The 22,463-nt window shown below is 48.9% G+C and carries 17 protein-coding genes; 9 read left to right on the top strand and 8 right to left on the bottom strand.

The window, feature by feature from the left end; genetic code table 11:
• The first annotated feature begins 308 nt into the window (after positions 1-308).
• From EKM99_RS05240 to EKM99_RS05230, 3 genes are all read left to right on the top strand, one after another.
• A complete protein-coding gene (locus EKM99_RS05240; RefSeq protein ID WP_125581593.1) occupies positions 309-2,279 on the top strand; it encodes a glycoside hydrolase family 127 protein in 1,971 nt (656 codons plus the stop codon).
• A 92-nt stretch (positions 2,280-2,371) separates the two neighbouring features.
• A complete protein-coding gene (locus EKM99_RS05235; RefSeq protein WP_125581591.1) occupies positions 2,372-2,569 on the top strand; it encodes a hypothetical protein in 198 nt (65 codons plus the stop codon).
• A 78-nt stretch (positions 2,570-2,647) separates the two neighbouring features.
• Complete coding sequence (locus tag EKM99_RS05230) at positions 2,648-4,057, top strand: MFS transporter (protein ID WP_125581589.1); 1,410 nt, start codon at positions 2,648-2,650, stop codon at positions 4,055-4,057.
• A 98-nt stretch (positions 4,058-4,155) separates the two neighbouring features.
• On the opposite strand, the gene EKM99_RS05225 is transcribed toward EKM99_RS05230, so the two are convergent.
• Complete coding sequence (locus EKM99_RS05225) at positions 4,156-5,241, bottom strand: GntR family transcriptional regulator (protein WP_125581588.1); 1,086 nt, start codon at positions 5,239-5,241, stop codon at positions 4,156-4,158.
• Positions 5,242-5,327: 86 nt separating this feature from the next.
• Positions 5,328-6,218 (bottom strand): ArsR/SmtB family transcription factor, encoded by an 891-nt coding sequence (locus EKM99_RS05220; protein WP_125581586.1) that lies wholly within the window; start codon positions 6,216-6,218, stop codon positions 5,328-5,330.
• Positions 6,219-6,489: 271 nt separating this feature from the next.
• Here EKM99_RS05220 and EKM99_RS05215 point away from each other — a divergent pair, with 271 nt between their 5' ends.
• The 3 genes from EKM99_RS05215 (at position 6,490) to arfA (ending at position 10,359) form a co-directional block, all read left to right on the top strand.
• Positions 6,490-7,470, top strand: coding sequence for a glycoside hydrolase family 43 protein (locus EKM99_RS05215; RefSeq protein ID WP_125581584.1), 981 nt, complete (start codon positions 6,490-6,492; stop codon positions 7,468-7,470).
• A 14-nt stretch (positions 7,471-7,484) separates the two neighbouring features.
• Positions 7,485-8,768, top strand: coding sequence for an oligosaccharide MFS transporter (locus EKM99_RS05210; protein WP_125581582.1), 1,284 nt, complete (start codon positions 7,485-7,487; stop codon positions 8,766-8,768).
• Positions 8,769-8,868: 100 nt separating this feature from the next.
• Complete coding sequence (gene arfA, locus EKM99_RS05205) at positions 8,869-10,359, top strand: arabinosylfuranosidase ArfA (protein ID WP_125581580.1); 1,491 nt, start codon at positions 8,869-8,871, stop codon at positions 10,357-10,359.
• 164 nt (positions 10,360-10,523) lie between these two features.
• Here arfA and EKM99_RS05200 read toward each other — a convergent pair whose 3' ends face one another.
• Both EKM99_RS05200 and recQ read right to left on the bottom strand, forming a co-directional pair.
• Positions 10,524-12,767: an ATP-binding cassette domain-containing protein gene (locus tag EKM99_RS05200; protein WP_125581578.1), complete on the bottom strand. Its 2,244-nt coding sequence runs from the start codon at positions 12,765-12,767 to the stop codon at positions 10,524-10,526.
• A 179-nt stretch (positions 12,768-12,946) separates the two neighbouring features.
• Complete coding sequence (recQ, locus tag EKM99_RS05195) at positions 12,947-14,737, bottom strand: DNA helicase RecQ (RefSeq protein WP_125581576.1); 1,791 nt, start codon at positions 14,735-14,737, stop codon at positions 12,947-12,949.
• 354 nt (positions 14,738-15,091) lie between these two features.
• Here recQ and EKM99_RS05190 point away from each other — a divergent pair, with 354 nt between their 5' ends.
• The 3 genes from EKM99_RS05190 to EKM99_RS05180 all read left to right on the top strand — a co-directional run bounded on the left by EKM99_RS05190 (position 15,092) and on the right by EKM99_RS05180 (position 18,025).
• Positions 15,092-15,529, top strand: coding sequence for a MarR family winged helix-turn-helix transcriptional regulator (locus tag EKM99_RS05190; RefSeq protein ID WP_125581574.1), 438 nt, complete (start codon positions 15,092-15,094; stop codon positions 15,527-15,529).
• A 146-nt stretch (positions 15,530-15,675) separates the two neighbouring features.
• The gene (locus EKM99_RS05185; protein ID WP_125581572.1) at positions 15,676-16,428 is read left to right on the top strand and encodes an ion transporter; all 753 of its coding nucleotides are present in this window, start codon (positions 15,676-15,678) and stop codon (positions 16,426-16,428) included.
• Between the two features lie 193 nt (positions 16,429-16,621).
• On the top strand, positions 16,622-18,025 hold the full coding sequence (locus tag EKM99_RS05180) for a C69 family dipeptidase (protein ID WP_125581570.1): 1,404 nt from the start codon (positions 16,622-16,624) through the stop codon (positions 18,023-18,025).
• A gap of 306 nt (positions 18,026-18,331) precedes the next feature.
• Here the strand turns inward: EKM99_RS05180 and EKM99_RS05175 are convergent, their stop codons facing one another.
• From EKM99_RS05175 to EKM99_RS05160, 4 genes are all read right to left on the bottom strand, one after another.
• The gene (locus EKM99_RS05175; RefSeq protein ID WP_125581568.1) at positions 18,332-20,863 is read right to left on the bottom strand and encodes a M1 family metallopeptidase; all 2,532 of its coding nucleotides are present in this window, start codon (positions 20,861-20,863) and stop codon (positions 18,332-18,334) included.
• Positions 20,864-20,940: 77 nt separating this feature from the next.
• Positions 20,941-21,423 (bottom strand): flavodoxin, encoded by a 483-nt coding sequence (locus tag EKM99_RS05170; RefSeq protein WP_125581566.1) that lies wholly within the window; start codon positions 21,421-21,423, stop codon positions 20,941-20,943.
• Between the two features lie 120 nt (positions 21,424-21,543).
• Positions 21,544-21,957, bottom strand: coding sequence for a hypothetical protein (locus tag EKM99_RS05165; protein ID WP_125581558.1), 414 nt, complete (start codon positions 21,955-21,957; stop codon positions 21,544-21,546).
• Between the two features lie 272 nt (positions 21,958-22,229).
• Positions 22,230-22,454, bottom strand: coding sequence for a hypothetical protein (locus tag EKM99_RS05160; RefSeq protein WP_125581557.1), 225 nt, complete (start codon positions 22,452-22,454; stop codon positions 22,230-22,232).
• Between the last annotated feature and the right edge of the window lie 9 nt (positions 22,455-22,463).

The raw sequence follows: 22,463 nt of genomic DNA, 5'->3' as shown, positions 1-22,463 counted from the left end.
CAATTGGTACCGTTTACAATAATAGTTGTTCAGACAAATTATCATATTTTAGAAAGCGAGGTTCTGCACGTGAACTAACCGTCGACTGCCACTCCCGTCCTTAATGGCTTTGAGCTACTTAACGATTTTTTGGGCTCTGGATATTACATGTCATTATATCATAAATTGCCATTATTTTCCGTTTATCGTCGCCTGACACCAGTCTGCCAGGCGCTCTCCTCTCACCGTTTTTCCCTGCGGTGAGAGCGGCCGAACATCCCAGCCAATACGTCCATATTAGCTAGTGTTATTTGAAAGGAGATTTTATTTTGACTGCATCGACTCTATCCACGGCCACGCCTAAAGTGACCATCACGTCTGACTTTTGGAACACCTATCGCCAACTGATTGTGAAAGAAGTTCTTCCCTACCAGTGGGCGGTCATGAACGACGAAGCAGATATCAACATCACCGATGAAAAAGGTGGCGAAAACCCTGATTCAAAGAACAGTCACGCCGTTGCTAATTTAAAAATTGCTGCGGGACAAATGACCGGTCACCACTTTGGTTTTCCGTTCCAAGACACAGACGTTTACAAGTGGTTGGAAGCGGCTTCATACTCATTTAGCTACCAGCCCAATCCCGATTTAAAACAGATTACCGATAACCTGATTGATTTGATTGCGGACGCTCAAGAAGACGATGGGTACCTGTCCACTTTCTTCCAAATTGATGCCCCCAAACGTCGGTTCAAACGACTGCAACAGAGCCACGAGCTCTACACCATGGGCCACTACATTGAAGCTGGTGTCGCCTACCATCAGGCTACTGGCAACGAAAAAGCGCTGACCATTGCGATTAAGATGGCTGACTGTATTGATGCTAACTTCGGCCCGGCAGACGGGAAGATTCATGCTGCCGACGGTCATCCCGAAATTGAATTGGCCTTAGCCAAATTGTTTGAAGTTACCCATGAGCAACGGTACCTCGACCTCGCCCATTACTTCTTAGTAAACCGGGGCGTTGATCCTGAATTTTATGACCGTCAGCTTGAAGCAGATGGTTTCGATAACGATATCATCCCCAACATGCACGGTGTGACCCACACCTACTATCAGGTTGATCAACCCTTACTGACACAAAAGGACGCCAAGGGTCATGCCGTCCGGGTCGTTTACCTCTGCACGGGAATGGCTCACGTCGCCCGGCTAACCGGTGACAAAGACCTTCTAGCCGCCTGTGAACGACTTTGGGACAGCATTGTTCATCGCCGGATGTACGTCACTGGTGGGATTGGCTCAACGAACGTAGGGGAAGCCTTCACGTACGACTACGACCTGCCGAATGAAACGATGTATGCCGAAACCTGTGCCTCAGTCGGCTTGACGTTCTTTGCCAAGCAGATGCTACAAAACGAAGCCAAGGGTGAATATGGTGACATCATTGAAAAGGAATTGTTCAACGGTGCCCTGAGTGGGATTTCTTTAGACGGCAAGCATTTCTTCTACGTTAACCCCCTCACAGCCGATCCTAAATTTCAGCAGAACCCGTCCAAGGCCCATATCATGAGTCAACGTCAAGACTGGTTTGGCTGCGCCTGCTGCCCAAGTAATATTGCGCGGTTAGTATCATCCATTGACCAATACGTTTACACGGTCACTGATAAAGCCATCTTAACGCATCAATTTATTGCCAATAAGGCGACGTTTGACCAAGGACTTGAGATTGAACAGACTAGCAACTTTCCTTGGGACAACCACATTCACTACGCTGTGACAAACCCCAACAAAGTTCAAACAACGTTGGGTATTCGGATTCCTAGTTGGTCCCGGTCCGATTTCACGGTACAGGTCAATGGCTCTAGCCAAACGCTTCCCGTAAATCAAGGATTCATTTACCTCGATGTTACCGGTGACTTAACCGTTGACTTAACACTGGACTTTAGCATTCGCGAGCTTCAGGCCAATACTGCCGTTGCTGAGGATGCTGGCAAGGTCGCCATTCAACGCGGCCCCATGGTCTACTGTGTTGAACAGGCCGATAACCCAGAAAACCTCTGGAACTACCGTTTGGCCGCAGATGCTAACCTGCAATACCACTTCAATGCAAATATTTTAAATGGTGTGGGTGAAATCACGGCGCAGGCTGCTGTTCGCCAAACACCGCAAACGGATGCACTCTACTCAAATTATCAGCCAACCACTTGGCAACCCACTTCGCTTACCTTGGTACCCTACTATGCTTGGGCCAATCGCGAAGATGGTCAAATGCGTGTTTGGCTATCAAAGGAAAATGCTTAACATCACAACTGTTGCGTTGCCTAGTCATTAGTCTGCCGACTCTTTAGCTGGAGCAACGGCTCTACCCAATTCTGTTCACGGAGGCGATAAGAATGAAATATTTAACCAAAATGTTTGCAGGTCAATCCTTCATCTCATGGGGACTTCAACTGATCATGATTTATTTGGCATGGCAGGTTGCGGACCACAAGATTGCAAATAATCTGTGGACGATTGGTGGCGCAGCTGTCCTCTTGCTCCTGATCTATATGAGCCTGTCTCACGATAGCAAGGCACGAACAAAGCGCTAGGTGGATAACCCCGACGCACTGCTGGTAAGACTGACAGTAGGCACACATCAAGGTAAATTGAAAGTGAGGATTTAACTAATGAGTTCAAATACGGAACAAACAGATCATAACGTTGCCGCCGCACAGGCACTTCTTAAGAACGACCGGCTACCCTTACACCGGAAAATCACGTATGGTTTCACGGACATGTCCGGGAACCTGCTGTACTGTATCATCGGTTCTTACATGCTTTACTTCTTCACCAACGTCTTCGGCTTGGGCGTCGGGACTGCCGGCTCTTTGCTCTTGCTGGGCCGGGTAATCGACGCCATCGGTGCGCCAGTCATGGGGGTCTTAGTTGACCATACCCACAGTAAATACGGTAAGAGTCGTCCTTGGTTCCTGTGGATGTCCCTCCCATTTGCCATCTTCGTTTGGTTACTGTTCACGACGCCTGCCCTGAGTAGCACGGCAAAAATCATTTACGCCGGGGCAATGTACATCTTAGCCGAACTCTCTTACACGGCGATGTCGACCCCTATTACGTCCGTCTTGCCTAACTTAACGTCTAACTCTGACGACCGGATGTCCGCCAACTCTATTCGGTTAGTCCTGGGGAACGTCGGTAACTTCTTTGCGGTCACCTTCATCATGCCTTTGGCCAGCGCCGTAGGTAAGGGCAATGATCAACGTGGTTGGTCGATCGCCGTTGGTATTTACGCCGTCATTGCCTTCATTTTCCTGATTATTGGTTTCTTGGACATGCGGGAAAAGAACATCGAGAGTGACGAAATTATCACGATCAAAGAGAGTTTCAAGGCTACCAAGGGTAACTGGCCGTGGATGATTATCGTCGCTGCCAACCTGATTTATTGGACCGCCTACTCTGCACGGAACGCTGCGTTACCTTACTACTTCCAATACAATTTGAGCGACAAATCCTTAATCTCCTTCTTCAATGGTTTCTCCATTATTCAAATTATTGGGATGGCTTCCGTGCCACTGTTCGTTAAATTCCTCCACAAATGGGGAACTACTGTCTTCATGTTGGCCTTGACCATGGTCGGCCAAGTCTGGATTGGCCTGGCTGGTGCTAACGTTACCTCCACTTTAATCGGCTGGATCTTAGCATGTATCGGTTCTGGTTCCGCCTGCACCATGTTCTTCGCCATGGTGGGTGATACCGTTGACTTTGGTGAATGGAAGAGTGGTATTCGGGCCAATGGCCTCTTAACCGCGATGGGAGCCTCCTTCTGTATCCAAATGGGTGCTGGGATCGGTTCCTTTATCGCTGCTAAGATCATGGCCGCCTTCGGATTCACAGCTGCCAAAGCCGCACAATCCGCTAGCACCATGAGTGCCATCAGTTTCACCTTCATCTGGGTTCCCGTGATCATCTACGCCATCAGTTTAATTCTGATGGTCGTTTACCGGAAATGGGAACGTCACGAACCAATCGTTACCGAAGACTTAGCTGAACGCCACGCACAAGCTAAGGAGAACGCTTAAGTAACCATTAACTTCCACTAGCAAAAGCGGTGGCAACCGACCTCAGAGGGTTAGTTGTCACCGTTTTTTGCTACGCAAGTATGTGGTCAGAGACTACCTTAATCAGTGCTACTAGGCCGCACTGCAGAATTACGTTTAACAATTTCTGGCTGATACGTGATGTTATCAACCTTGTCATGATTTAATAATTTAATGATGGTCTCTGCCGCGTCGGCTCCCATCCGTTCCTTTTCGTGGTTCATGGTCGTTAAGGACGGCGTGAAGTACTCGCCAATCTGGTAGTTGTCGAACCCAGTCACCGAGATATCTTCCGGTACCCGTACGCCCTTAGACTTCAGGTAGTCAATCACGTGAATCGCCAGCTGATCGTTGTAGCACACGATGGCGGTTGGCGCCTCTGTTTGCTGGAGGTAACCATTGATGCGTTCATAAATCTTGTCAGAAGTTTCTCCAGATTGGTACATGATAATGTTGCTTAGGTAGGAATATTCAGGGTGCTCCTGGTAGGCGCGCACAAACCCATTCATCCGGTAGACACCTTGAATGTCATCGACCTGGAAAATCCCCAGGATACTCTTGTGGCCGAGATCGAAGAGGTAACGCATCATGTTCTGTTCAGCTGTCAGATCGTCCGTGTCCACGTACGGAAATGCCAGCTGGGGATAATGTGCGTTAATGAACAGCGTTGGGAGTTCATCGTCCTTAATTTCCTGGTATAAGTCCTCATTGGGATTGGGTAAGGCACTCTGCGTTGGCTCAATGATCAGGCCAGCGACCTTGCTGTCCAACATGTTGATCAGGCTCTTACGTTCCTTGTCGTGCATGTTGTGGGTATTACTGATTAAAATCGAGTAACCCGCTTTGGACACGACCTGATCGATTCCCGAAATAATATTCGGAAATATGTAGTCGGCAATGTGCGTGGTAATTACCCCAATCAGCTTCGTATCCGTCGGTGTCGACCAGTCCTTGTGCCAGTCTTGAACGAACATTCCGCCACCTTGAATCCGGTAAATGAAGTGATCACTTTCTAAATCCCCCACTGCCCGGCGCACTGTGTAGCGGCTAACTGAATATTGCTTCATTAACTCAGACTCGGTCGGTAGCTTTTCATCCACCTGATACTTACCCGAGATGATATCTTCCTTTAAACCATCTTTGACTTTCTGATATTTATTTTCCATGTTAGCACCTCATCAATGCACCTATTCTACCGGTTTTTGGCATCGGTTACAAATAAATTTTGCGGAAAGTAAAATTCATTAGACAACTAACTGTAAAAAGCAGACAGCTCAATATTCTGGTCGTGATTCCCAAATCCTTGTCCAAATATCGTACAGCCACCGGACTTTTTCGCATCCGGTTTAACCTCAAAACGGATTGTCCAAGTCTCTTTGTCGGCTGGTAAATCTTTTAAACAAACGTCGGTAAATGGCTGCCCATCGAGGTACGTGCCATGATCGGTTACCCGCAGAATCTTTAAGATACCGTACTGATTTACGTTGTCTGGAACCCAGTCCGGCGTGTACTTTCCCCGAATATCAGAGAAGTCACCTGGGCTACGCCACGTGCCTATCTCTTTGCCATTAATGGAAAAAGTAATATCAGACGGCCAGGTGTTGTTGGAGAAGGGAAATTCTGATCCCAACTCCATTGACAGGTCGAGCATCTCCAAGTGCTCCCCCGTTTGTAAAAAGTTAGGCGTCCGGTATTCGACGTAGCCATCGTTAAACCAAATCATCCCCGCATTCATCCGTTCAGGAAACATAAAGAATTTGGGATTGTCGACCTTGCCGATGTAACCATCGGGGCCAGCTAGCCCACACGAAGGATGAACCGAGTACTCCGTGTAATGGCCAACCGGAATGGTTGTTTGGTGAACTTTGAAGTCCGGATAGATTGCCTGAGGAAACTTCACCTCAATTGTATCCACATGTAGGGAAGAAATTTTCTGATGCCCCACCCGCTTGCTCTGGATCAAGCCGGCCGTTTCTAATTTTCGTAGGTGCTTCGTGATGATTGCACTGCTGAGTCCTAAATGCTCCGCTAAATTCTGAACACTCATCGGTTGACCGGATAACAATTGAATAATCTGTAATCTAACCGGACTGGCCAGTGCTTCATAGACGGGTAACGATGTTTCTGTCAAATCTAATTGCATGATAACGCTCCTCAATTCACAAACTATGTAATCGTTTTACATTAACTTAAAGGTTAATTAATTCAAGACGTTCAGCCAATGTATCCGCTAACAATTAGTATTATAGTTAATTCAAGTAAAAAAAACAAACCTTTTTGTAGAAAGATTAACAAAAGAGGTTGACAGCGTTTTCATCCGGTTGTATATTTCATATGTACTTATTTATTAGGATTTATTGGAAATAGCAATTTTAGGTCCTTACAAATTATTCATCAAAGGAGAGATTGATTTAATGGTACAAGCACAGGATTACGTCAACCCACTCATTGTTCAACGAGCAGATCCCTACATTTACAAGCACACTGATGGTTACTACTACTTCACTGCTTCGGTTCCTGCCTACAACTTAATTGAAATTCGCCGGGCAAAAACTTTAAACGGCTTGGCAAATGCTGCACCCCGCACCATTTGGCGCAAGCATCCAGATGGTAGCGGTGCCATGAGCCAACTCATTTGGGCACCAGAACTTCACTACATTGATGGTAAGTGGTTCATCTACTTCGCCGCTTCCCACACCAAGGAATTTGACCACAATGGTATGTTCCAACACCGGATGTACTGCATCGAATGTGATAATCCAGATCCCATGCGTGATGAATCCGACTGGATCGAACATGGCCGGGTAGAAACGCCAATGGATACCTTCGCTTTGGACGCCACAGTCTTTGAAGCTCAAGACAAGTTATACTACGTTTGGGCTCAAAAGGATCCCGCAATCAAAGGGAACTCCAACATCTACATTTCAGAAATGGAAAATCCTTGGACGTTAAAGACGAAGCCAGTTATGCTGACGAAGCCTGAATTCGACTGGGAGACAAAGATTTTCTGGGTGAACGAAGGACCAGCCGTCATTCACCGGAATGGCCGCTTCTTCCTAACATATTCCGCCAGTGCAACTGACGAAAACTACGCGATGGGGATGCTGAGTGTTCCTGAAGATGCTGACTTGTTAGACCCAGCCAACTGGACCAAGTCCAAGAAGCCCGTCTTCCAAAGCAACATGCCAATTCAACAATTTGGTCCAGGTCACAACTCATTTACGGTTGCCGAGGATGATCAGACTGATATCTTGGTTTACCATTGCCGGAACTACACAGATATCAAGGGTGATCCACTGTACGATCCCAACCGTCACACAATGGTTCAACCATTCACTTGGAATGATGATGGCACGCCTAACTTTGGTAAGCCAGTTCCATATAATTACAAATAGGGGCGAAATAAATAATGGATAACGCAAAAACTGAATCAAAACATTTCTGGGGCTTCCCATTCTCCCACTTTAGTTACTTCTTTATCTGGGCCGTCGTCAACGGGTATTTAACCCTTTGGTTGGAACAAGTTGCTCACTTAAACGGAACTGAATCTGGTCTGATTTTCTCCATGATGGCTGGGATTTCCTTAATCTTCCAACCAGTCTTCGGGGTTGTTTCCGATAAGTTACTCTTCAAGAAGACCTTGATCTTAACCATTTCTATCGTTGGGATTTTCATTGGACCTTACTTCCAATGGGCCTTCATGCCACTGCTGCACATTAACACCGTATTAGTTGCGATTGTCACTGGGACTTTCCTCAGTTTTATCTTAAACGGTGGTGTTTCCGTTATTGAACAATACGTTCAACGTGCTAGTTTAGCTAACGGCTTCGAATACGCCCACTCACGGGTTGGTGGTTCCGTTGCCGGGGTTGTTGCTTCATTAGTTGCCGGTCGAGTATTCCTCTGGAAGCCAAACTCAATCTTCTGGGCATGTACCATTGCTGCAATTATTTTAACTGGTTTATTAATTTTCTCTGACAAAGTTGATTTGGACAATGCCTCAGCTGCCGGTGATACTTCCGACTCATTGGACATGAAGACTGTGCTGTCCGTGTTCAAAATCAAGAACCTTTGGGTTTTGGCTATCTTCTACATGGGTGCTTCTGCCTTATTCGATGTCTTTGACCAACAATTTATCATCTTCTTCAAGACTTTCTTTGATACCGCCGCTCAAGGGACTCTGGTTTACTCATACATGAGTTCTGCACAAACTGCTATTGAATTCTGCCTGATGTTCCCTATGCCTTGGATCATCAACAAGATTGGTTCACGTAACGGTTTGATTATCTATGGGTTCTTAACTTGTATCCGGATCTTAGGGTCTGCTTTATCCCCTAACTGGATTTGGATCGTTGGCTTCCGTCTGTTGGCTGGTCTTGAAATGCCATTGCTGTTAACTTCTATTATGAAGTACATCGCTGGTGCCTTCGATATTCGTTTGTACGCCACGGTTTACGCGCTAGCGTCGAACTTTGCTAAGCAGATTTCCGTCTTCATATTCTCAACTGTTGCTGGGACTATGTACGACAAGATTGGTTACCAACACACCTACGTTATCATGGGTGTTGTCGTCTTCTTGATCACCTTGTTCGCTGCCTTCATGTTAAAGAAGGAAGACCCTGTCCAAGCTGGTGAAGTTGAAGCTACTGATGCCGATGTGAAACCCGAAACGGCCACGAATAGTCAGGAATGATGATTCTCGGCTAGGTCACTAAGTTTTAAATGAGAGGGGTAGCCACTTGGTTGCCCCTCTTTATTTGGTTAAATACCGTCTATTTAGGAGGAAAACAACTATGAAAGGGAAACTAACCGTTGACCCCACCAATCAAATTTCAAAGATTGACGATCGCGTTTTCAGTGCACTGATTGAACACCTCGGTCGTGCCGTTTACGATGGCCTGTACAATCCAGGTCACCCACAGTCCGATGAGAATGGCTTTCGTCAGGATGTTGTCCAAGCTGTGAAGGACCTAAACATCGACTTGATTCGTTACCCTGGTGGCAACTTTGTCTCTGGCTACAACTGGGAGGACGGTATCGGGCCTAAGAACCAACGCCCCACTCGCCTGGATTTAGCCTGGCGGAGTATCGAAACCAATCAATTTGGCCTTCATGAGTTTATGAAATGGACCAAGCAGACTGGCACGCGCCCCGATATGGCCGTCAACCTGGGCAGCCGTGGTATTGACGCTGCCCGTAATCTGGTTGAGTACTGCAACTATCCTGGTGGTACTTACTGGAGCGACTTACGACAGAAGAACGGCGCCAAGGAACCCTTTAACATCAAGACTTGGTGTTTGGGCAACGAAATGGACGGCGACTGGCAGATCGGTCATAAGGACGCCGAGGAATATGGTAAATTGGCCCACGAGACTGCCAAAGTTATGCGGTTAGTCGATCCTGATTTGGATCTCGTCGTCAGCGGCAGTTCCACGCGGGAAATGGCCACGTTTGGCAGCTGGGAGGAAACCGTCCTCGATCACACCTATGACGATGTGCAATACCTCTCCCTTCACCGCTACTATGATAACGAAGAAAATGATCTCCACAACTTTTTGGCAAAATCCATCGACTTTGATGAATTTATCAGTGGCATCGTTGCCGTCTGTGATGCCGTGAAAGCCCGCAAGCATAGTGACAAGACGCTGAACCTCGCGCTGGATGAATGGAACGTCTGGTACCATTCCCACAAACAGGATGACGAGACCGCCCCCTGGCAAAATGCACCACACTTGCTAGAAGACCACTACAACTTCGAGGACGCGCTGATGGTTGGAACCATGCTCATTACACTGCTGAAGCATGCCGACCGGGTAAAAATCGCTTGTCTAGCCCAGCTGGTCAACGTCATCGCACCGATTATGACCGACGACAAGGGCATCTGGCTGCAGTCCATCTTCTTCCCGTTCATGCAGGTTTCCAAGTACGGTCGCGGCATTGCGCTGACACCCAAGAAAACAGCTGATACCTATGATAGTAAGGACTTCAAGGACGTGCCTTACCTAGATAGTCTGGCTGTTTACAACGAAGCCCATCACGAAATCGTTGTCTTTGCCGAGAACAAAGGCGAGGAGTCGTTGGACTTCAGTACTGAACTGCGCGAGTTCTCTGCGCAAGCTATCATTGAAGCCACGCAATTCTGCGGCTATGATATCAAGCAAACGAATGAGGATCAGGCCATGGCCATTCACGCGAATGATCACGTTTCTCTGACTGATAATACCTTGCGGACCACCCTCCAACCGCTATCCTGGAACATGTTCCGGATTCAGGTTAAGGACTAAATAACTTTGCGACTAGCAAAAAAGATTCGCTTCCTCAACTTTGCGGGGAAGCGAATTTTTTGTTTTCTAATTGTTATGACGCTTGCACGAATCAGTCTGGGACAAACCCTAGACTCACGTTGCATCTCCAATACTATATTGTTGAAACGTGCGACAAAAGGCACTTACAAGTACCGCGCCGTCACCGACCGCTCCACCGCATGAATACCGCTAACCGGCCCTTCATACAGCACTTCGCCACCCTTGTCACCGCCATCTGGGCCAATATCAATCAACCAATCGGCACTGCGCATGATATCCAGGTTGTGTTCGATGACCAGCACCGTATTGCCCTTATCCACCAAGCGGTTAATGATTTGAATCATGACTTTGATATCCGACGGGTGCAAGCCGGTTGTCGGTTCGTCTAAAATGTACAGGTTGCCGCGCTTATTGAGTTCCTTGGCAATCTTCAGTCGTTGCCCTTCACCACCCGACAAGGTGTTCAGCGGCTGTCCTAGTGCCAAATAGTCCAGCCCAACATTGCGGACGTTCTTCAGCTTGTTGACAACCTTAGTTCCTGCCAAGAAGTCGGTGGCTTCCTCAACAGTCATGGCCAGAATTTCGACAATATTTTTACCCTGATAGGTATACGTTAAGACCTTTGGATCAAAACGTCCCCCGTGGCACAGGGAACACTCTACCGTTGCATTTTCCATAAACGACAGATTCAGTTCGATCACGCCCTTGCCCCCACACTGCGGGCAGGCACCCTTAGAGTTATAGCTGAACAGGCTATCACTCACATCATTGGTCGTCGCTAGCAATTTCCGCAGGTCGTTCATCACCCCAATATAGGTGGCCGGATTGGAGCGACTATTGGCGTGGAGCGGTGTCTGGTCAATTCGAATCGTATCCGGATGGTCGTGGGCAAATGCCTGATCCACCAACGTGCTCTTGCCGGAACCCGCAACCCCCGTCACCACGGTAAACAGCCCCACCGGCACCCGCAAGACAGCGCCTTTCAGGTTATGGCGGTGACTAGGCTGGCTGGTGATAAACGTTTGGGGCTGCCGCGGATTAGCTTTGATCGGCAACTGTTGGTTCAAGAACCGACTAGTCAGCGTATCTGCCTTGAGCAACTCCGGATAGGTCCCCGTGAAGGTAATCTCCCCGCCGTGAATCCCCGCGTGCGGACCCACATCGACCACGTAATCAGCCACCTTAATTACGTCCGGATCGTGTTCCACCACCAGCACCGTGTTGCCATTATCCCGCAACTGACACAGCAAGTCATTCAACCGATGAACGTCACGAGGATGCAAGCCGGTACTAGGTTCATCCAAGATGTATAACAGGTTTGTCAAGCTATTGGACAGGTATTTAACCGTCTTGACCCGTTGCGATTCCCCACCAGAAAGCGTCGTGGTTTCACGAGTTAGGCTCAGATAATCCAAGCCCACGTCGATCAAACTTTGGACACGCGTCTGAATGCTGGCAATGACGCCCTGCATGCGTTCATCGGTAAACGTCGTCAGAGTTGTCGCCAATTGGTCCAGCTGCAAGTCTGTTAAATCAAAAATATTATAGCCATTGATTTTTGCGGCTAAAACCTCCGGCCGGTAACGTTTCCCGTGGCAGGTCGGACATTCACTCATCTCAGCAAATTTTTCCATCTTTTTGCGCGCACCATCACTGGTCCCAGAACTCGTTTTCAGATTTTGCCGGTAGAATAAGCGTTCAACACCTTCAAATTTAACATTTAAGGTAGAGCCCCGATAATCAACTGTCAATGCCTTTTCACCATTCATCAACTGGTTAAATTCGGTAGGGGTGTAGTCCTTTAAGGGCTTATCCAAATCAAAGAAGCCACTATCGGCAAACATTTGGTAATAAAAACTCGTCGCCCCGTAGCCTGGCAACAGGATTGCACCCTCGCTCAGTGACTTAGACATGTCCATGGCCGCATCCCGCTTGAGCACGTAAGTCTTCCCAATCCCTTCACAGTCGGGGCACATCCCCGCCGGATCGTTAAAGGAAAACGCATTGCTGGCCTGGCCATATTGCGGTTGACCGAAACGGGAAAAGAGAATCCGAAACAACGCGTTAATGTCGCTGACGGTTCCCAAGGTTGACCGCGCATTGCCGCTAAGGGGCTTCTGATCAATCACGATGGCCGTCGACAAATGCCGGACTTCATCCACGTCTGGTCGGTGATAGTGTGGCAAGTATAGCCGGGTGAAACTATCGTATGTACTATTCAGTTGCCGCCCCGCCTCTTGCGCGATGGTGTCAAAGACGATGGATGACTTACCGGAGCCTGATACGCCGGTAAACACGGTTAATTTGTTTTTGGGAATCTTAAGACTCACATTCTTTAAATTATTCTCACGGTCATTAACAATTTCAATGAAATCTGAATTGGACATAGCGACCTCCCGTCGATTGGCAAAGTGACTGACAGGCTTCTAGATTACCATAGTTGATAGCCTGAACAAAGCCGGACGACTCGCAATTTTTGAACGACTAATCCCACGAAAAAAGTCACCAGCCGTGAGGACTCCAAGCCCTTACAATTGGTGACGCAACAACGAATACACGGTCAAGCTTAAGCTTCCTTCGCCTGCTCGTTCACGACATATTCGCGAATAATTTTCATGAAATCTTCGCCATACTGATCCAGCTTACTCTGCCCAACCCCCTTAACATCCAGAAAGCTCTGGTCGTCGACTGGCAGTGCCTCGCAAATGGCGTGCAACGTCTTGTCGGAGAAAATGACAAAGGGTGGCTTGCCAATCGCCTCGGCTAGTACCCGACGCAGAGCGCGGAGTTGGCCAAAGAGTTCATCGTCTTCAGGTGCCAAGCGTTTAACCTGTCGCGCCATCTTACGGAAGACCTGTTCCTTGCCCTTTAACACGGCGCCACCCTCAGCTGTGACCTGCAGCGTCGGGTACTGCCCGCCTACACTCGCCAGATAACCGGCTGCCGTGAGAAAGTCGATGAGTTCGGCGACCGCCTTTTGCCGTTGGCCCTGCATGATACCGTAAGTGCTAACGTCATCGAGATGGTTTTCCCGCACCCGTTGATTGTGCGCGCCGGTCAAAACTTGTGCAACCACGGCCTTGCCATATCGGGAACGCAACCGAATGACACACGACAAAATCTTCTGCGCGTCCGTGGTGACATCTTGGGCTTCGCGATCATCCAGACAATTACTGCAGCGACCACAAGGTGCCGACTCCTCGCCAAAGTAATGGAGAATGAATTGCTGTAAGCACCCCTGCGTATTGGCATACCGATTCATCACTTGAAGCTTCCGGTATTCGCGTTGTCGGTGCTCTTCATCCATTTCGGACTGGTCAATAAAGAACCGCTGAATCTGTAAGTCGGACGCCCGGTACAGGAGAATTGCTTCGCTGGGAAGACCATCTCGACCGGCCCGCCCCGCTTCCTGGTAGTAGGCCTCTAAGGTACCTGGAACTTGTGCGTGAATTACGAACCGCACGTTACTCTTATCAATTCCCATCCCAAACGCATTGGTTGCGACCATAACCTGAACGCGATCATAGAGGAAATCCTCTTGATTCTGTCGTCGGACATTCTCATCCAGCCCGGCGTGGTACGGGGCAACATCGATGTGCTGGCGCTGTAAGAGTTTGGTCACCCGGTCGACTTCCTTCCGTGTGCTGGCGTAGATGATTCCCGCTTCACCCTTGTTGACCTTCAGGTAGTCTAAAATGTACCGGTCCGTATCCTGGTCCTTGACCACGGTTAAGTTTAAATTGTCCCGTGCAAAACCCGTATTGACCTCGTTGGCCGCATCAATGCGTAGCTGTTGCCGAATATCCACGGCCACCTGTTCCGTCGCCGTCGCTGTCAGTGCCAGAACCTGAGGATGGGTAGGTAACTGTTCAATCGCAGTACTCAACGCCAAATAACTCGGCCGGAAGTCATGTCCCCACTGCGAAATACAATGCGCTTCATCCACCGCTAGCAGGTCGATTGGGAGACTGGCCAATGCCTGGATAAACGCTGCGGAATCTAACCGTTCTGGGGCGATATACAACAATTTATAATCGCCATTGTGTAGTGCAGCCAACCGCTCCTGAATATCTGGCCAGTCCAGTGAACTGTTGATGAACGTGGCGGGGATGCCGCTGTCATTTAACGCGTCCACCTGGTCCTTCATCAGCGAAATTAGCGGCGACACCACAACCGTAATACCATCAAACAACATCGCTGGAATCTGATAACACAGGGATTTTCCCCCACCGGTCGGCATGATTGCCAAACTATTCTCGCCAGCCATGACGTGTTCAATGACTGCCTTTTGCCCCGGTCGAAACTCGTCGTACCCGAAGACTGTTTTTAAAACTTTTTGTGCTGCCACTAACTCCATCTCGTGTACTCCTTATGCTTGTCTGATTATCTAGGCTCCATTATACGCTAGCTGGCGACTAAATGGCGGACTTGCACCATTGGTTATCGACAGATTTAATAATCGTCATCTCAACTGCCGCTTTTAACCACAATTGAGAAAGAGTGCAATCCGGTATTTTAGTGAAGAAAAAATAACAATAAAAATATCGTACCGCTAAAGTTCCGCAAAAATACCGTGTTCAAGCGATTTGACGACTTCGCCAGCGACTGATTTCTTTCACAATCCACCTGACGATAGTTGACAGGTGAGATAAATATGATTATAGTAGATTATATTGAATCGTACACAACTTAATTGGAGGCGAGGAGTATCATGGAAAATGACTTAACCTTGGCCAATCAACTTTGTTTCTCCACTTATCATGCAAGCCGCTTGTTGATTAAACTGTACCAGCAAGCTCTGCAACCATTTTCGCTGACGTATCCCCAATACCTGGTCTTATTAAGTCTCTGGGAGGTGGACCGCCAGCCACTCCACGTGCTAGGCGACCAGCTCGACTTTGGAAGCAACACCCTGACGCCCTTGTTGCGGCGGATGGAGTACAACGGCTGGCTGACCCGTCAACCACAAGAAACCGACCGGCGCCAGTTGATTATTCAGCTCACAGAGTACGGCCGTTCATCCAAAGCGGCCATTTCCGAGGCCATTGCAGCCTGCGTCACTGCCCAGCACATTGATGCCGATCAGTACCGTGCTGCCCTCGACATGAATCAAGTGCTGATTGCCAAGCTCAAAAAGATGTTAAACTAAGCTGCTGTCAGTCCATTCGTTGCCTTTTGCCTGGCGAAGTGGCCCTAGTAAAGCCACTTCCAATACCGGTAAACCAGCGACCCTGTAATCCCCCAAACCTGTCATACTAGAATCAAATGACTCGTAACATGACTTTGGGGGTGTCTATGTTGTCCATGATTCGCAAACTCTACAACGGTGGTGTCGTCCTCTTCGCGTTAATTTCCATTGTCCTGGTCATCTTTGACTTTTCTGGCATTATTAAGCTAACCGCTCAGCCGTGGGTCTACCTGGATAATGGCATCCTCGCGCTCTTCACGGTGGACTACGTGGTTCGGTTCTGGCGAGCGCCGCACAAGTGGGCCTTTTTCCGGCATAATATTTTCGATTTGTTGGCAATCATCCCACTATATTCAATTTTCAGTTTTTTCCGGTTAGCCCGACTCACGCGGATCTTTCGCTTAGTCCGCCTCTTCCGATTCATTCGGCTTGTTGGCTTTATTGGAAAACTTCGACACAATTTAAAACGGTTCTTGAAGACCAACGGTTTCATTTATTTACTCTGGGCCTGTACGGCCATTCTAATTCTCGCGGCCACCCTTTACTCTTACGCTGAGCACGTTTCCTGGGGTGAGGCACTCTGGTGGGCCATTGCCACGACAACCACCGTTGGCTACGGGGACGTGGCGCCCCACACGATTGTGGGCAAATGCGCCGCCACCGTACTGATGCTGGTCGGTATTGGCTTTATCGGGGCACTGACCAGCACAATTACCACCTACTTTGCCAATCGTGGCCGTGCCTCAGAGTATGAACAAGTGGCCAAACGGTTAACCACCATCGAACAACAGAATCAGGAATTACGTGACCTGCTGCAGACGGAGAAGACCCCAGAAAAGCCGAGGAAAACTGATGCGTGATCCCTGGAAAATTTACGGTCAACACCCCTTCTGTCACTGACAATACCATCTGAGGCGTCGGCAGGTCCTCTTTACCTGAGATGGGGTCCTGACCGGTTACCAGATGCGCCCATTTCTTCTGACAAACTGCCGAACCACTTCTCTTCCCCCACTTCAGAATGATATAATATGAGTCAAAAGGAGTGCTGCATTCATGGAAAAACGAATTAAAGGTTCATGTACCACAATTTTAGTTGGAAAAAAGGCTTCAATTGATGGCTCGACGATTATTTCACGGAACGATGATGGTCACGAGGCCCTCGACCCTGAAAAATTTGTTGTGGTGAACCCCGCTGATCAACCACGGGATTACCAAGCCGTTATCAGTGGTGTTCAAATCAAGCTGCCTGATAACCCACTTCGTTACACATCCATTCCCAACTCGCTCTTAACCAACGGTATCTGGCCAGCAGCCGGTATCAACAGTGACAACGTTGCCATGTCTGCCACCGAAACCATCACGACTAATTCTCGTGTCATGGGCATTGACCCATACGTGGCCAATGGTATTGGTGAAGAGGACCTGGTAACCTTAGTTTTGCCATACATCCACAGTGCCAAAGAAGGGGTTGAACGTTTAGGCGCCCTCTTAAAGGAATTTGGGACTTACGAACCCAACGGCATTGGTTTCTCTGATAACAACGAAATCTGGTGGTTAGAAACCATCGGTGGTCACCACTGGGCTGCCAAGCGCATCCCCGACGATGCCTACGTGGTCGCACCTAACCGCATGAACATTGACGACTTTGACTTCAACGCTGATGACACGTTGGCTTCAGACGACTTAGAAGACATGATCGCCACCTACAACCTGAACCCAGACTTTGAAGGGGTCAACTTGCGCCATATTTTCGGCAGTGCCTCCGACAAGGATACGGTCTACAACAACCCCCGTGCTTGGTACGGTCAAAAGTACTTCACACCGGACGTTGAACAGGACCCACAAGGTCAAGACTTGCCATTCATCTGCCATGCCAACCGCAAGATTTCCATCGAAGACGTGAAGTACGTATTGAGCTCTCATTTCCAAAACACCAAGTACGACGTTTACGGTGACGGCTCTGAGAGTGACAAGACCAAGTTCCGGCCAATCGGTATCAACCGGAACCACGACGTGCACATTCTCCAAATCCGCAACAACGTGCCCGACAGTATTGCCGGAATTCACTGGTTAGCCTTTGGTGCCAACACGTTTAACACGGTCGTACCTTTCTACGCTAACGTTGACGACACGCCAGCCGCTTACAAGGACGCTGACGGCACCTTCAACATGAACCATATGTACTGGCTAAGCTGCACCACGGCCCTGCTGGGTGATACGGATTACGACCTGTACGAAGACTTCCGCAACACCTTTGCCTTAGACGCCATGGGTGCCTACCGGAAGATTCAAAACGACACCGACGCTGCCATTGAAAATGGTGCTGACGTGGCAACCTTGAAAGCTGCCAACGAAAAGCTGTCTAACGAATCCTTCACGCGTCAAACCAAATTACTCGGTGATATGGTCACCTTTGGTTCTGAACACATGAAGTTACGGTACAACTTGAACGACTAATTTTATATTCACTTGTGACGACCTGCCTATCTGGTGGGTCGTTTTTTGCCAGAACTGATTGCATACGGTAAATTCAGATTGCCAACCGTTCTAGCCAGTATACCCGTCTACTTCCTGGCTGTATAGCGAACACAGAAAAAAGGCCTCAGAATCGTTTTAGCTCACGATACATCGTGGATCAAAACAATTTTAAGGCCTTTACTTATGCTTATTGAAACGTCGCAGGCGTCACCTTCATCAACCAAGCGTCCTTGTTACCCGCAAAAAAAGGACGCTCATCAAATCTATGAGCGCCCCCTAGTCTATCTATTTAACCGTCTCAGCAACCGCAGCGTTCACGGCACTCTTCTCAGCTTCAACCAGGTCAACGCGACTCTCGATGACCTTGGTATCCATTTTAATTTCCCGGGTTAAGCCTGGGGTGTTGATTTTCGGTTCGAAGAAGGCCTTGAATTCAGCCAGCCGTTCTGGCGTATGGAAGACGCCAGTTGTCACGGTGATGTACGTGGTGAATTCCATGTCGCCACCGACCGTATCTTCCAACCATTGCCAGTCGCTCCGTAACCAATCCCAAGCCGCCTGTTGTCCCTTGTGGGCTAAGACGCCCCGGTACCATGCACGCAAGTCTTGTGGCTTGATGGTATCGGCATCTTCAAACGCGTTGATCAATTTGCCAATCAACTTGGCGTCTGGCGTGGTTGGCAAAGCTGACGCAATGTCCGCCTTGTAGCTGGCGTCACTGGACTTGCGGTAGTCGTTCAACAACTGATCGACCAGGTCCGCACTCCCAAAGTTTTCGACTTCGTTGGCCAAAATGTAGACACGCACGGCAGCCGGTAAGCCGACTAAGTTGTCCTGGTTAGCCGTGAAAATGTCATGGGCCGCCTTCAGGGAAGCGGCGTCCTTGGCGTACAGCGCGGCGTTTAAAATCGTTGGCCGGGTCAACTGGTCGTCGTTGGATTCACCAGCTTGTGGTAACCAGCCTAACCGGTCGGCCTGCGGCGCACTCAATTTGCCAAACAGTGCGCGCAACTGGGCCTCTTCCGGTGAGCCAGGGGTCACAAATTTCCGCAAGTTGTTGGCGACGCCGTACAGCACGTCGTTAACCACTGCGGAATGGCTCTCAGCGAACCGTGGCAGTAACGGCACGATGTCTGCATAAGAAATCTGCCGGCCTTCAGCCAGTAACCGTAAGTCTTGCAACAGTTGTAACTGGGTAATGTGGTCTAGAGAATCCAAATTATCCAGAATGTCTTGCAACAACGTGGCGTCGTACTTCACGATGAAGTGAGAATTGTTGCCCACGTTCAATCGGAAGGGTTCCCCACTGGCCTGACGTAGCTGGGTGTAATCGCCCAGAACAGCGTCAGTATCAGCGAAAATAGCCGGCGCAGCATCGTAATTACTGTTCAACGGCACTTGCCATTGGCGACCGGCTTCTTTACCTTCACCAATGAAGAATTGTTGTTGGTGAATGGTTAATTTGCCATCAACCACTGCGGCGGAAACGACCGGATAGCCGGGTTGTTCGAGCCAAGAATTCATGATGGCCCCAACGTTCATGCCGGACGCAGCTCCCAGAGCGGCCCAGAGGTCACCACCAGTAGCGTTACCGTAATGGTGCGTGGCAAAGTAGTTCTTCAAACCAGCTCGTAAGGCATCATCACCGATCAAAGCCCGGACCATGACCAACATCCGCGCCCCTTTGGCGTAAACGATAGCACTGTCAAAGAGCGCATCAATTTCAGCTGGGTCTTCTACTTGGACGTGAACGGATTGCACGCCATCAGTGGCATCTCGTTGCAGGGCCATTGGGGCTTCACCCGTTTGGAAGGATTCCCAGATGTGCCAGTCGGGTTCGATGGCATCAATGGCGACGTACTCCATCATGTTGGCAAAACTTTCGTTCAACCAGAGGTCATCCCACCATTTCATGGTAACCAGGTCACCGAACCATTGGTGAGCCAGTTCATGTGCAATGACGGTTGCCACACGTTGCTTGGTTTCAAACGCCGTGTTGTCGGGATCTAGCAGTAAGTAGGCTTCCCGGTAAGTGACCAAGCCCCAGTTTTCCATGGCGCCGGCTGAGAAGTCGGGTAAAGCCAATTGCCAGGAATGTGGCAGTGGATAAGGCGTTTGATAGAAATCTTCATAAAATTCAATTGAGCGCTTGGCAATGTCTAAGGCGAAGTCGAGTTCCTTGGCTTGGTGCGCCTTGGTAGCGAAAACGCCGACCTTCACGCCACTCTTGGTGGTGGTCAGCTTGCTCTGCATGTCCCCGAAGGCAAACGCAATCAGGTAAGAGGACATGCGAACCGTGGTATCAAAGGTGTGAACGCCATTTTCGGTCTTCACTTCTGGCATGTTGCTGATGATGGTTTCGCCCTCATGCTCGTCGAACTTGATTGCCAGGTCAAAAGTGGCCTTGGCTTCGGGTTCGTCGACACATGGGAAGGCTTGGCGCGCAGCAGTCGTTTCAAATTGGGTCCCGATTAACTGCTTCTTCTCGCCGTTTAACTCGTAGTAAGACGGGTAGATACCCATCATGCTGTCGGTCAATGGTGCGGTAAAGTCAATGGCGACCGTGGTTTCGCCGGTCTTGCCCAGGTCAATGTGAATGCCTTCTGAAGCGTCATCAAAGGTAAACGGTACGTCCTGGCCATCGGCTTTAACGGCGCTGATGGTCATGTACTTTTGGTGAATGGCAATGCTGGTCTGTTTGGCGTCACCAGTGATGGTGGACGTCCCGGAAATCAGCTTGGTTGCCCGGTTAATGTCGAGGTAAACGTTGTAATGCGTTGGTTGGAACAATTCGTAAAAATGTGTGGATTCTGCCATAGTTTTCTCCTTAAATTCTTAGAATAAACCCATTATACGACAAATGATTGGGGGACGCCACGAATGATGCGGCGAACTTACTGATTCCCTTGTTTAAGCCAGGCTTCCACTTCTTGGCCGGTGATGGCGCTAGTGAAACGATGACTCGGTCCCCAGTTGATAGCGGGATAGTCCGTAGTTAATTTCGCCGTCGACTTGTCAATGGGCGTTTCGCCAGAGGTACAGAACTGACGGACGTCCTTACAACGGAAATACCCCGTCTCCAATAGCGTATTGATGACATGGGGCACCTGCCCCCACCAGATGGGTGAGCCCAGGTAAACGGTATCGGCCTGCGCAATCAGCCGCTTGTCGGGAGCCACGATGCCTGGCCGCGACGTGTCATCGTGGGTTTCAAGCGAGGTACGACTAGTCGGATTGTTGTAATCGAGATCAGCCGCTGTGTACGGTTGTTCCGCTTGAATTGGCACTAGCTGCGCCCCAGTCACGGCCGCAATCTTCTCGGCAACCGCCTTGGTATGCCCCGTGTTGGAAAAGTATAGAATCACTTGTTTTGACATGTAGAATCCTCCTGTTGTTGGATTTTTCTCTCTAGGCTTATTTTACACCCGCGACAGCCATTTCTCGGCAAAAAAACACAATCCGATTGGTTGGGATTGTGTTGTGTAAACGACAGCTATTTATTTAGCCCGCGTCATAAAGATGTCGCTACCCCTCTGCTGGCCAAAATCTAGTTTCTTGCCCTGACGGCTTAAGAAATTCCACTTCGTAAACAGGCTGTCACCATGCAGTGTGACCAGATCTTTACGGTATTGAAATGCTCTAATCGTATGTACCTTATGATCATAACCCGCATCCGCTGGTAAATATCCCTTCATCTGCCACTTAGCAGTTTTCTTGTAAACGACTAACTTCATGCTAGGCAGCCACATATTCTTATTGATATGCGGTTTTGAATTGTACTGGGGCTTCGTTACCCAGGTCCCCCGCATGGATTTTGGAATCAGCTTCACCTTAGCACTGGCTGGCACGGTCATCGCTGGCGCCAGGACTACTAACGTTAATAAAAATACCCCACATTGCTTGAATTTCATTTGGAATCGCTCCTCGACTATGTATTCGGTACAAGCACAGAATAGCAGTCGTGGCTTACGGTTACCAGTGTTGTGGCGCACAATTTGCGGCTATTTATTTTTAAAATGAAAATGCGACAACTATTGACGGGACAACGTTTACTGGCTTCCATACACCAGATTAGTTGACGAACAATCTTCGTTTGGTTGGCTACTGCTCCCCGACCGCATTTTGCACTCACTGACGTTTGGTTTTGAAGGCTAAAAAACCACAATCCGATTGGGGATTGTGGTTAGATCATACGTTCTAACTTTTCAGCAAAGACAATGTCGTCAGCCATATTATCTGGCGAGACGTGGGTTCCCGTGACTAGATAGGCGTGCTGCCATTCAAGAATGTGCGCACGATAGGTATGCATTAGCTCTGAAATAGTTGAATCACTGTAACCATACGTCTTCAGCCGAGCTTCAATTTGATTTTTCAGTTCAACATCAAGATTACGTGTACTTTCCATCATAGGACGACC

The organism is Levilactobacillus cerevisiae (genome assembly GCF_003946245.1).
Taxonomy (GTDB): domain Bacteria; phylum Bacillota; class Bacilli; order Lactobacillales; family Lactobacillaceae; genus Levilactobacillus; species Levilactobacillus cerevisiae.
This window is presented reverse-complemented; position numbering and strand designations above follow the sequence as displayed.

Bases quoted from the DNA above. Each gene is read 5' to 3' on its own strand.
- EKM99_RS05235 (WP_125581591.1), top strand. From the start codon at position 2,372: ATGAAATATTTAACCAAAATGTTTGCAGGTCAATCCTTCATCTCATGG.
- EKM99_RS05230 (WP_125581589.1), top strand. From the start codon at position 2,648: ATGAGTTCAAATACGGAACAAACAGATCATAACGTTGCCGCCGCACAG.
- EKM99_RS05225 (WP_125581588.1), bottom strand. From the start codon at position 5,241: ATGGAAAATAAATATCAGAAAGTCAAAGATGGTTTAAAGGAAGATATC.
- EKM99_RS05220 (WP_125581586.1), bottom strand. From the start codon at position 6,218: ATGCAATTAGATTTGACAGAAACATCGTTACCCGTCTATGAAGCACTG.
- EKM99_RS05215 (WP_125581584.1), top strand. From the start codon at position 6,490: ATGGTACAAGCACAGGATTACGTCAACCCACTCATTGTTCAACGAGCA.
- EKM99_RS05210 (WP_125581582.1), top strand. From the start codon at position 7,485: ATGGATAACGCAAAAACTGAATCAAAACATTTCTGGGGCTTCCCATTC.
- arfA (WP_125581580.1), top strand. From the start codon at position 8,869: ATGAAAGGGAAACTAACCGTTGACCCCACCAATCAAATTTCAAAGATT.
- EKM99_RS05200 (WP_125581578.1), bottom strand. From the start codon at position 12,767: ATGTCCAATTCAGATTTCATTGAAATTGTTAATGACCGTGAGAATAAT.
- recQ (WP_125581576.1), bottom strand. From the start codon at position 14,737: ATGGAGTTAGTGGCAGCACAAAAAGTTTTAAAAACAGTCTTCGGGTAC.
- EKM99_RS05190 (WP_125581574.1), top strand. From the start codon at position 15,092: ATGGAAAATGACTTAACCTTGGCCAATCAACTTTGTTTCTCCACTTAT.
- EKM99_RS05185 (WP_125581572.1), top strand. From the start codon at position 15,676: ATGTTGTCCATGATTCGCAAACTCTACAACGGTGGTGTCGTCCTCTTC.
- EKM99_RS05180 (WP_125581570.1), top strand. From the start codon at position 16,622: ATGGAAAAACGAATTAAAGGTTCATGTACCACAATTTTAGTTGGAAAA.
- EKM99_RS05175 (WP_125581568.1), bottom strand. From the start codon at position 20,863: ATGGCAGAATCCACACATTTTTACGAATTGTTCCAACCAACGCATTAC.
- EKM99_RS05170 (WP_125581566.1), bottom strand. From the start codon at position 21,423: ATGTCAAAACAAGTGATTCTATACTTTTCCAACACGGGGCATACCAAG.
- EKM99_RS05165 (WP_125581558.1), bottom strand. From the start codon at position 21,957: ATGAAATTCAAGCAATGTGGGGTATTTTTATTAACGTTAGTAGTCCTG.
- EKM99_RS05160 (WP_125581557.1), bottom strand. From the start codon at position 22,454: ATGATGGAAAGTACACGTAATCTTGATGTTGAACTGAAAAATCAAATT.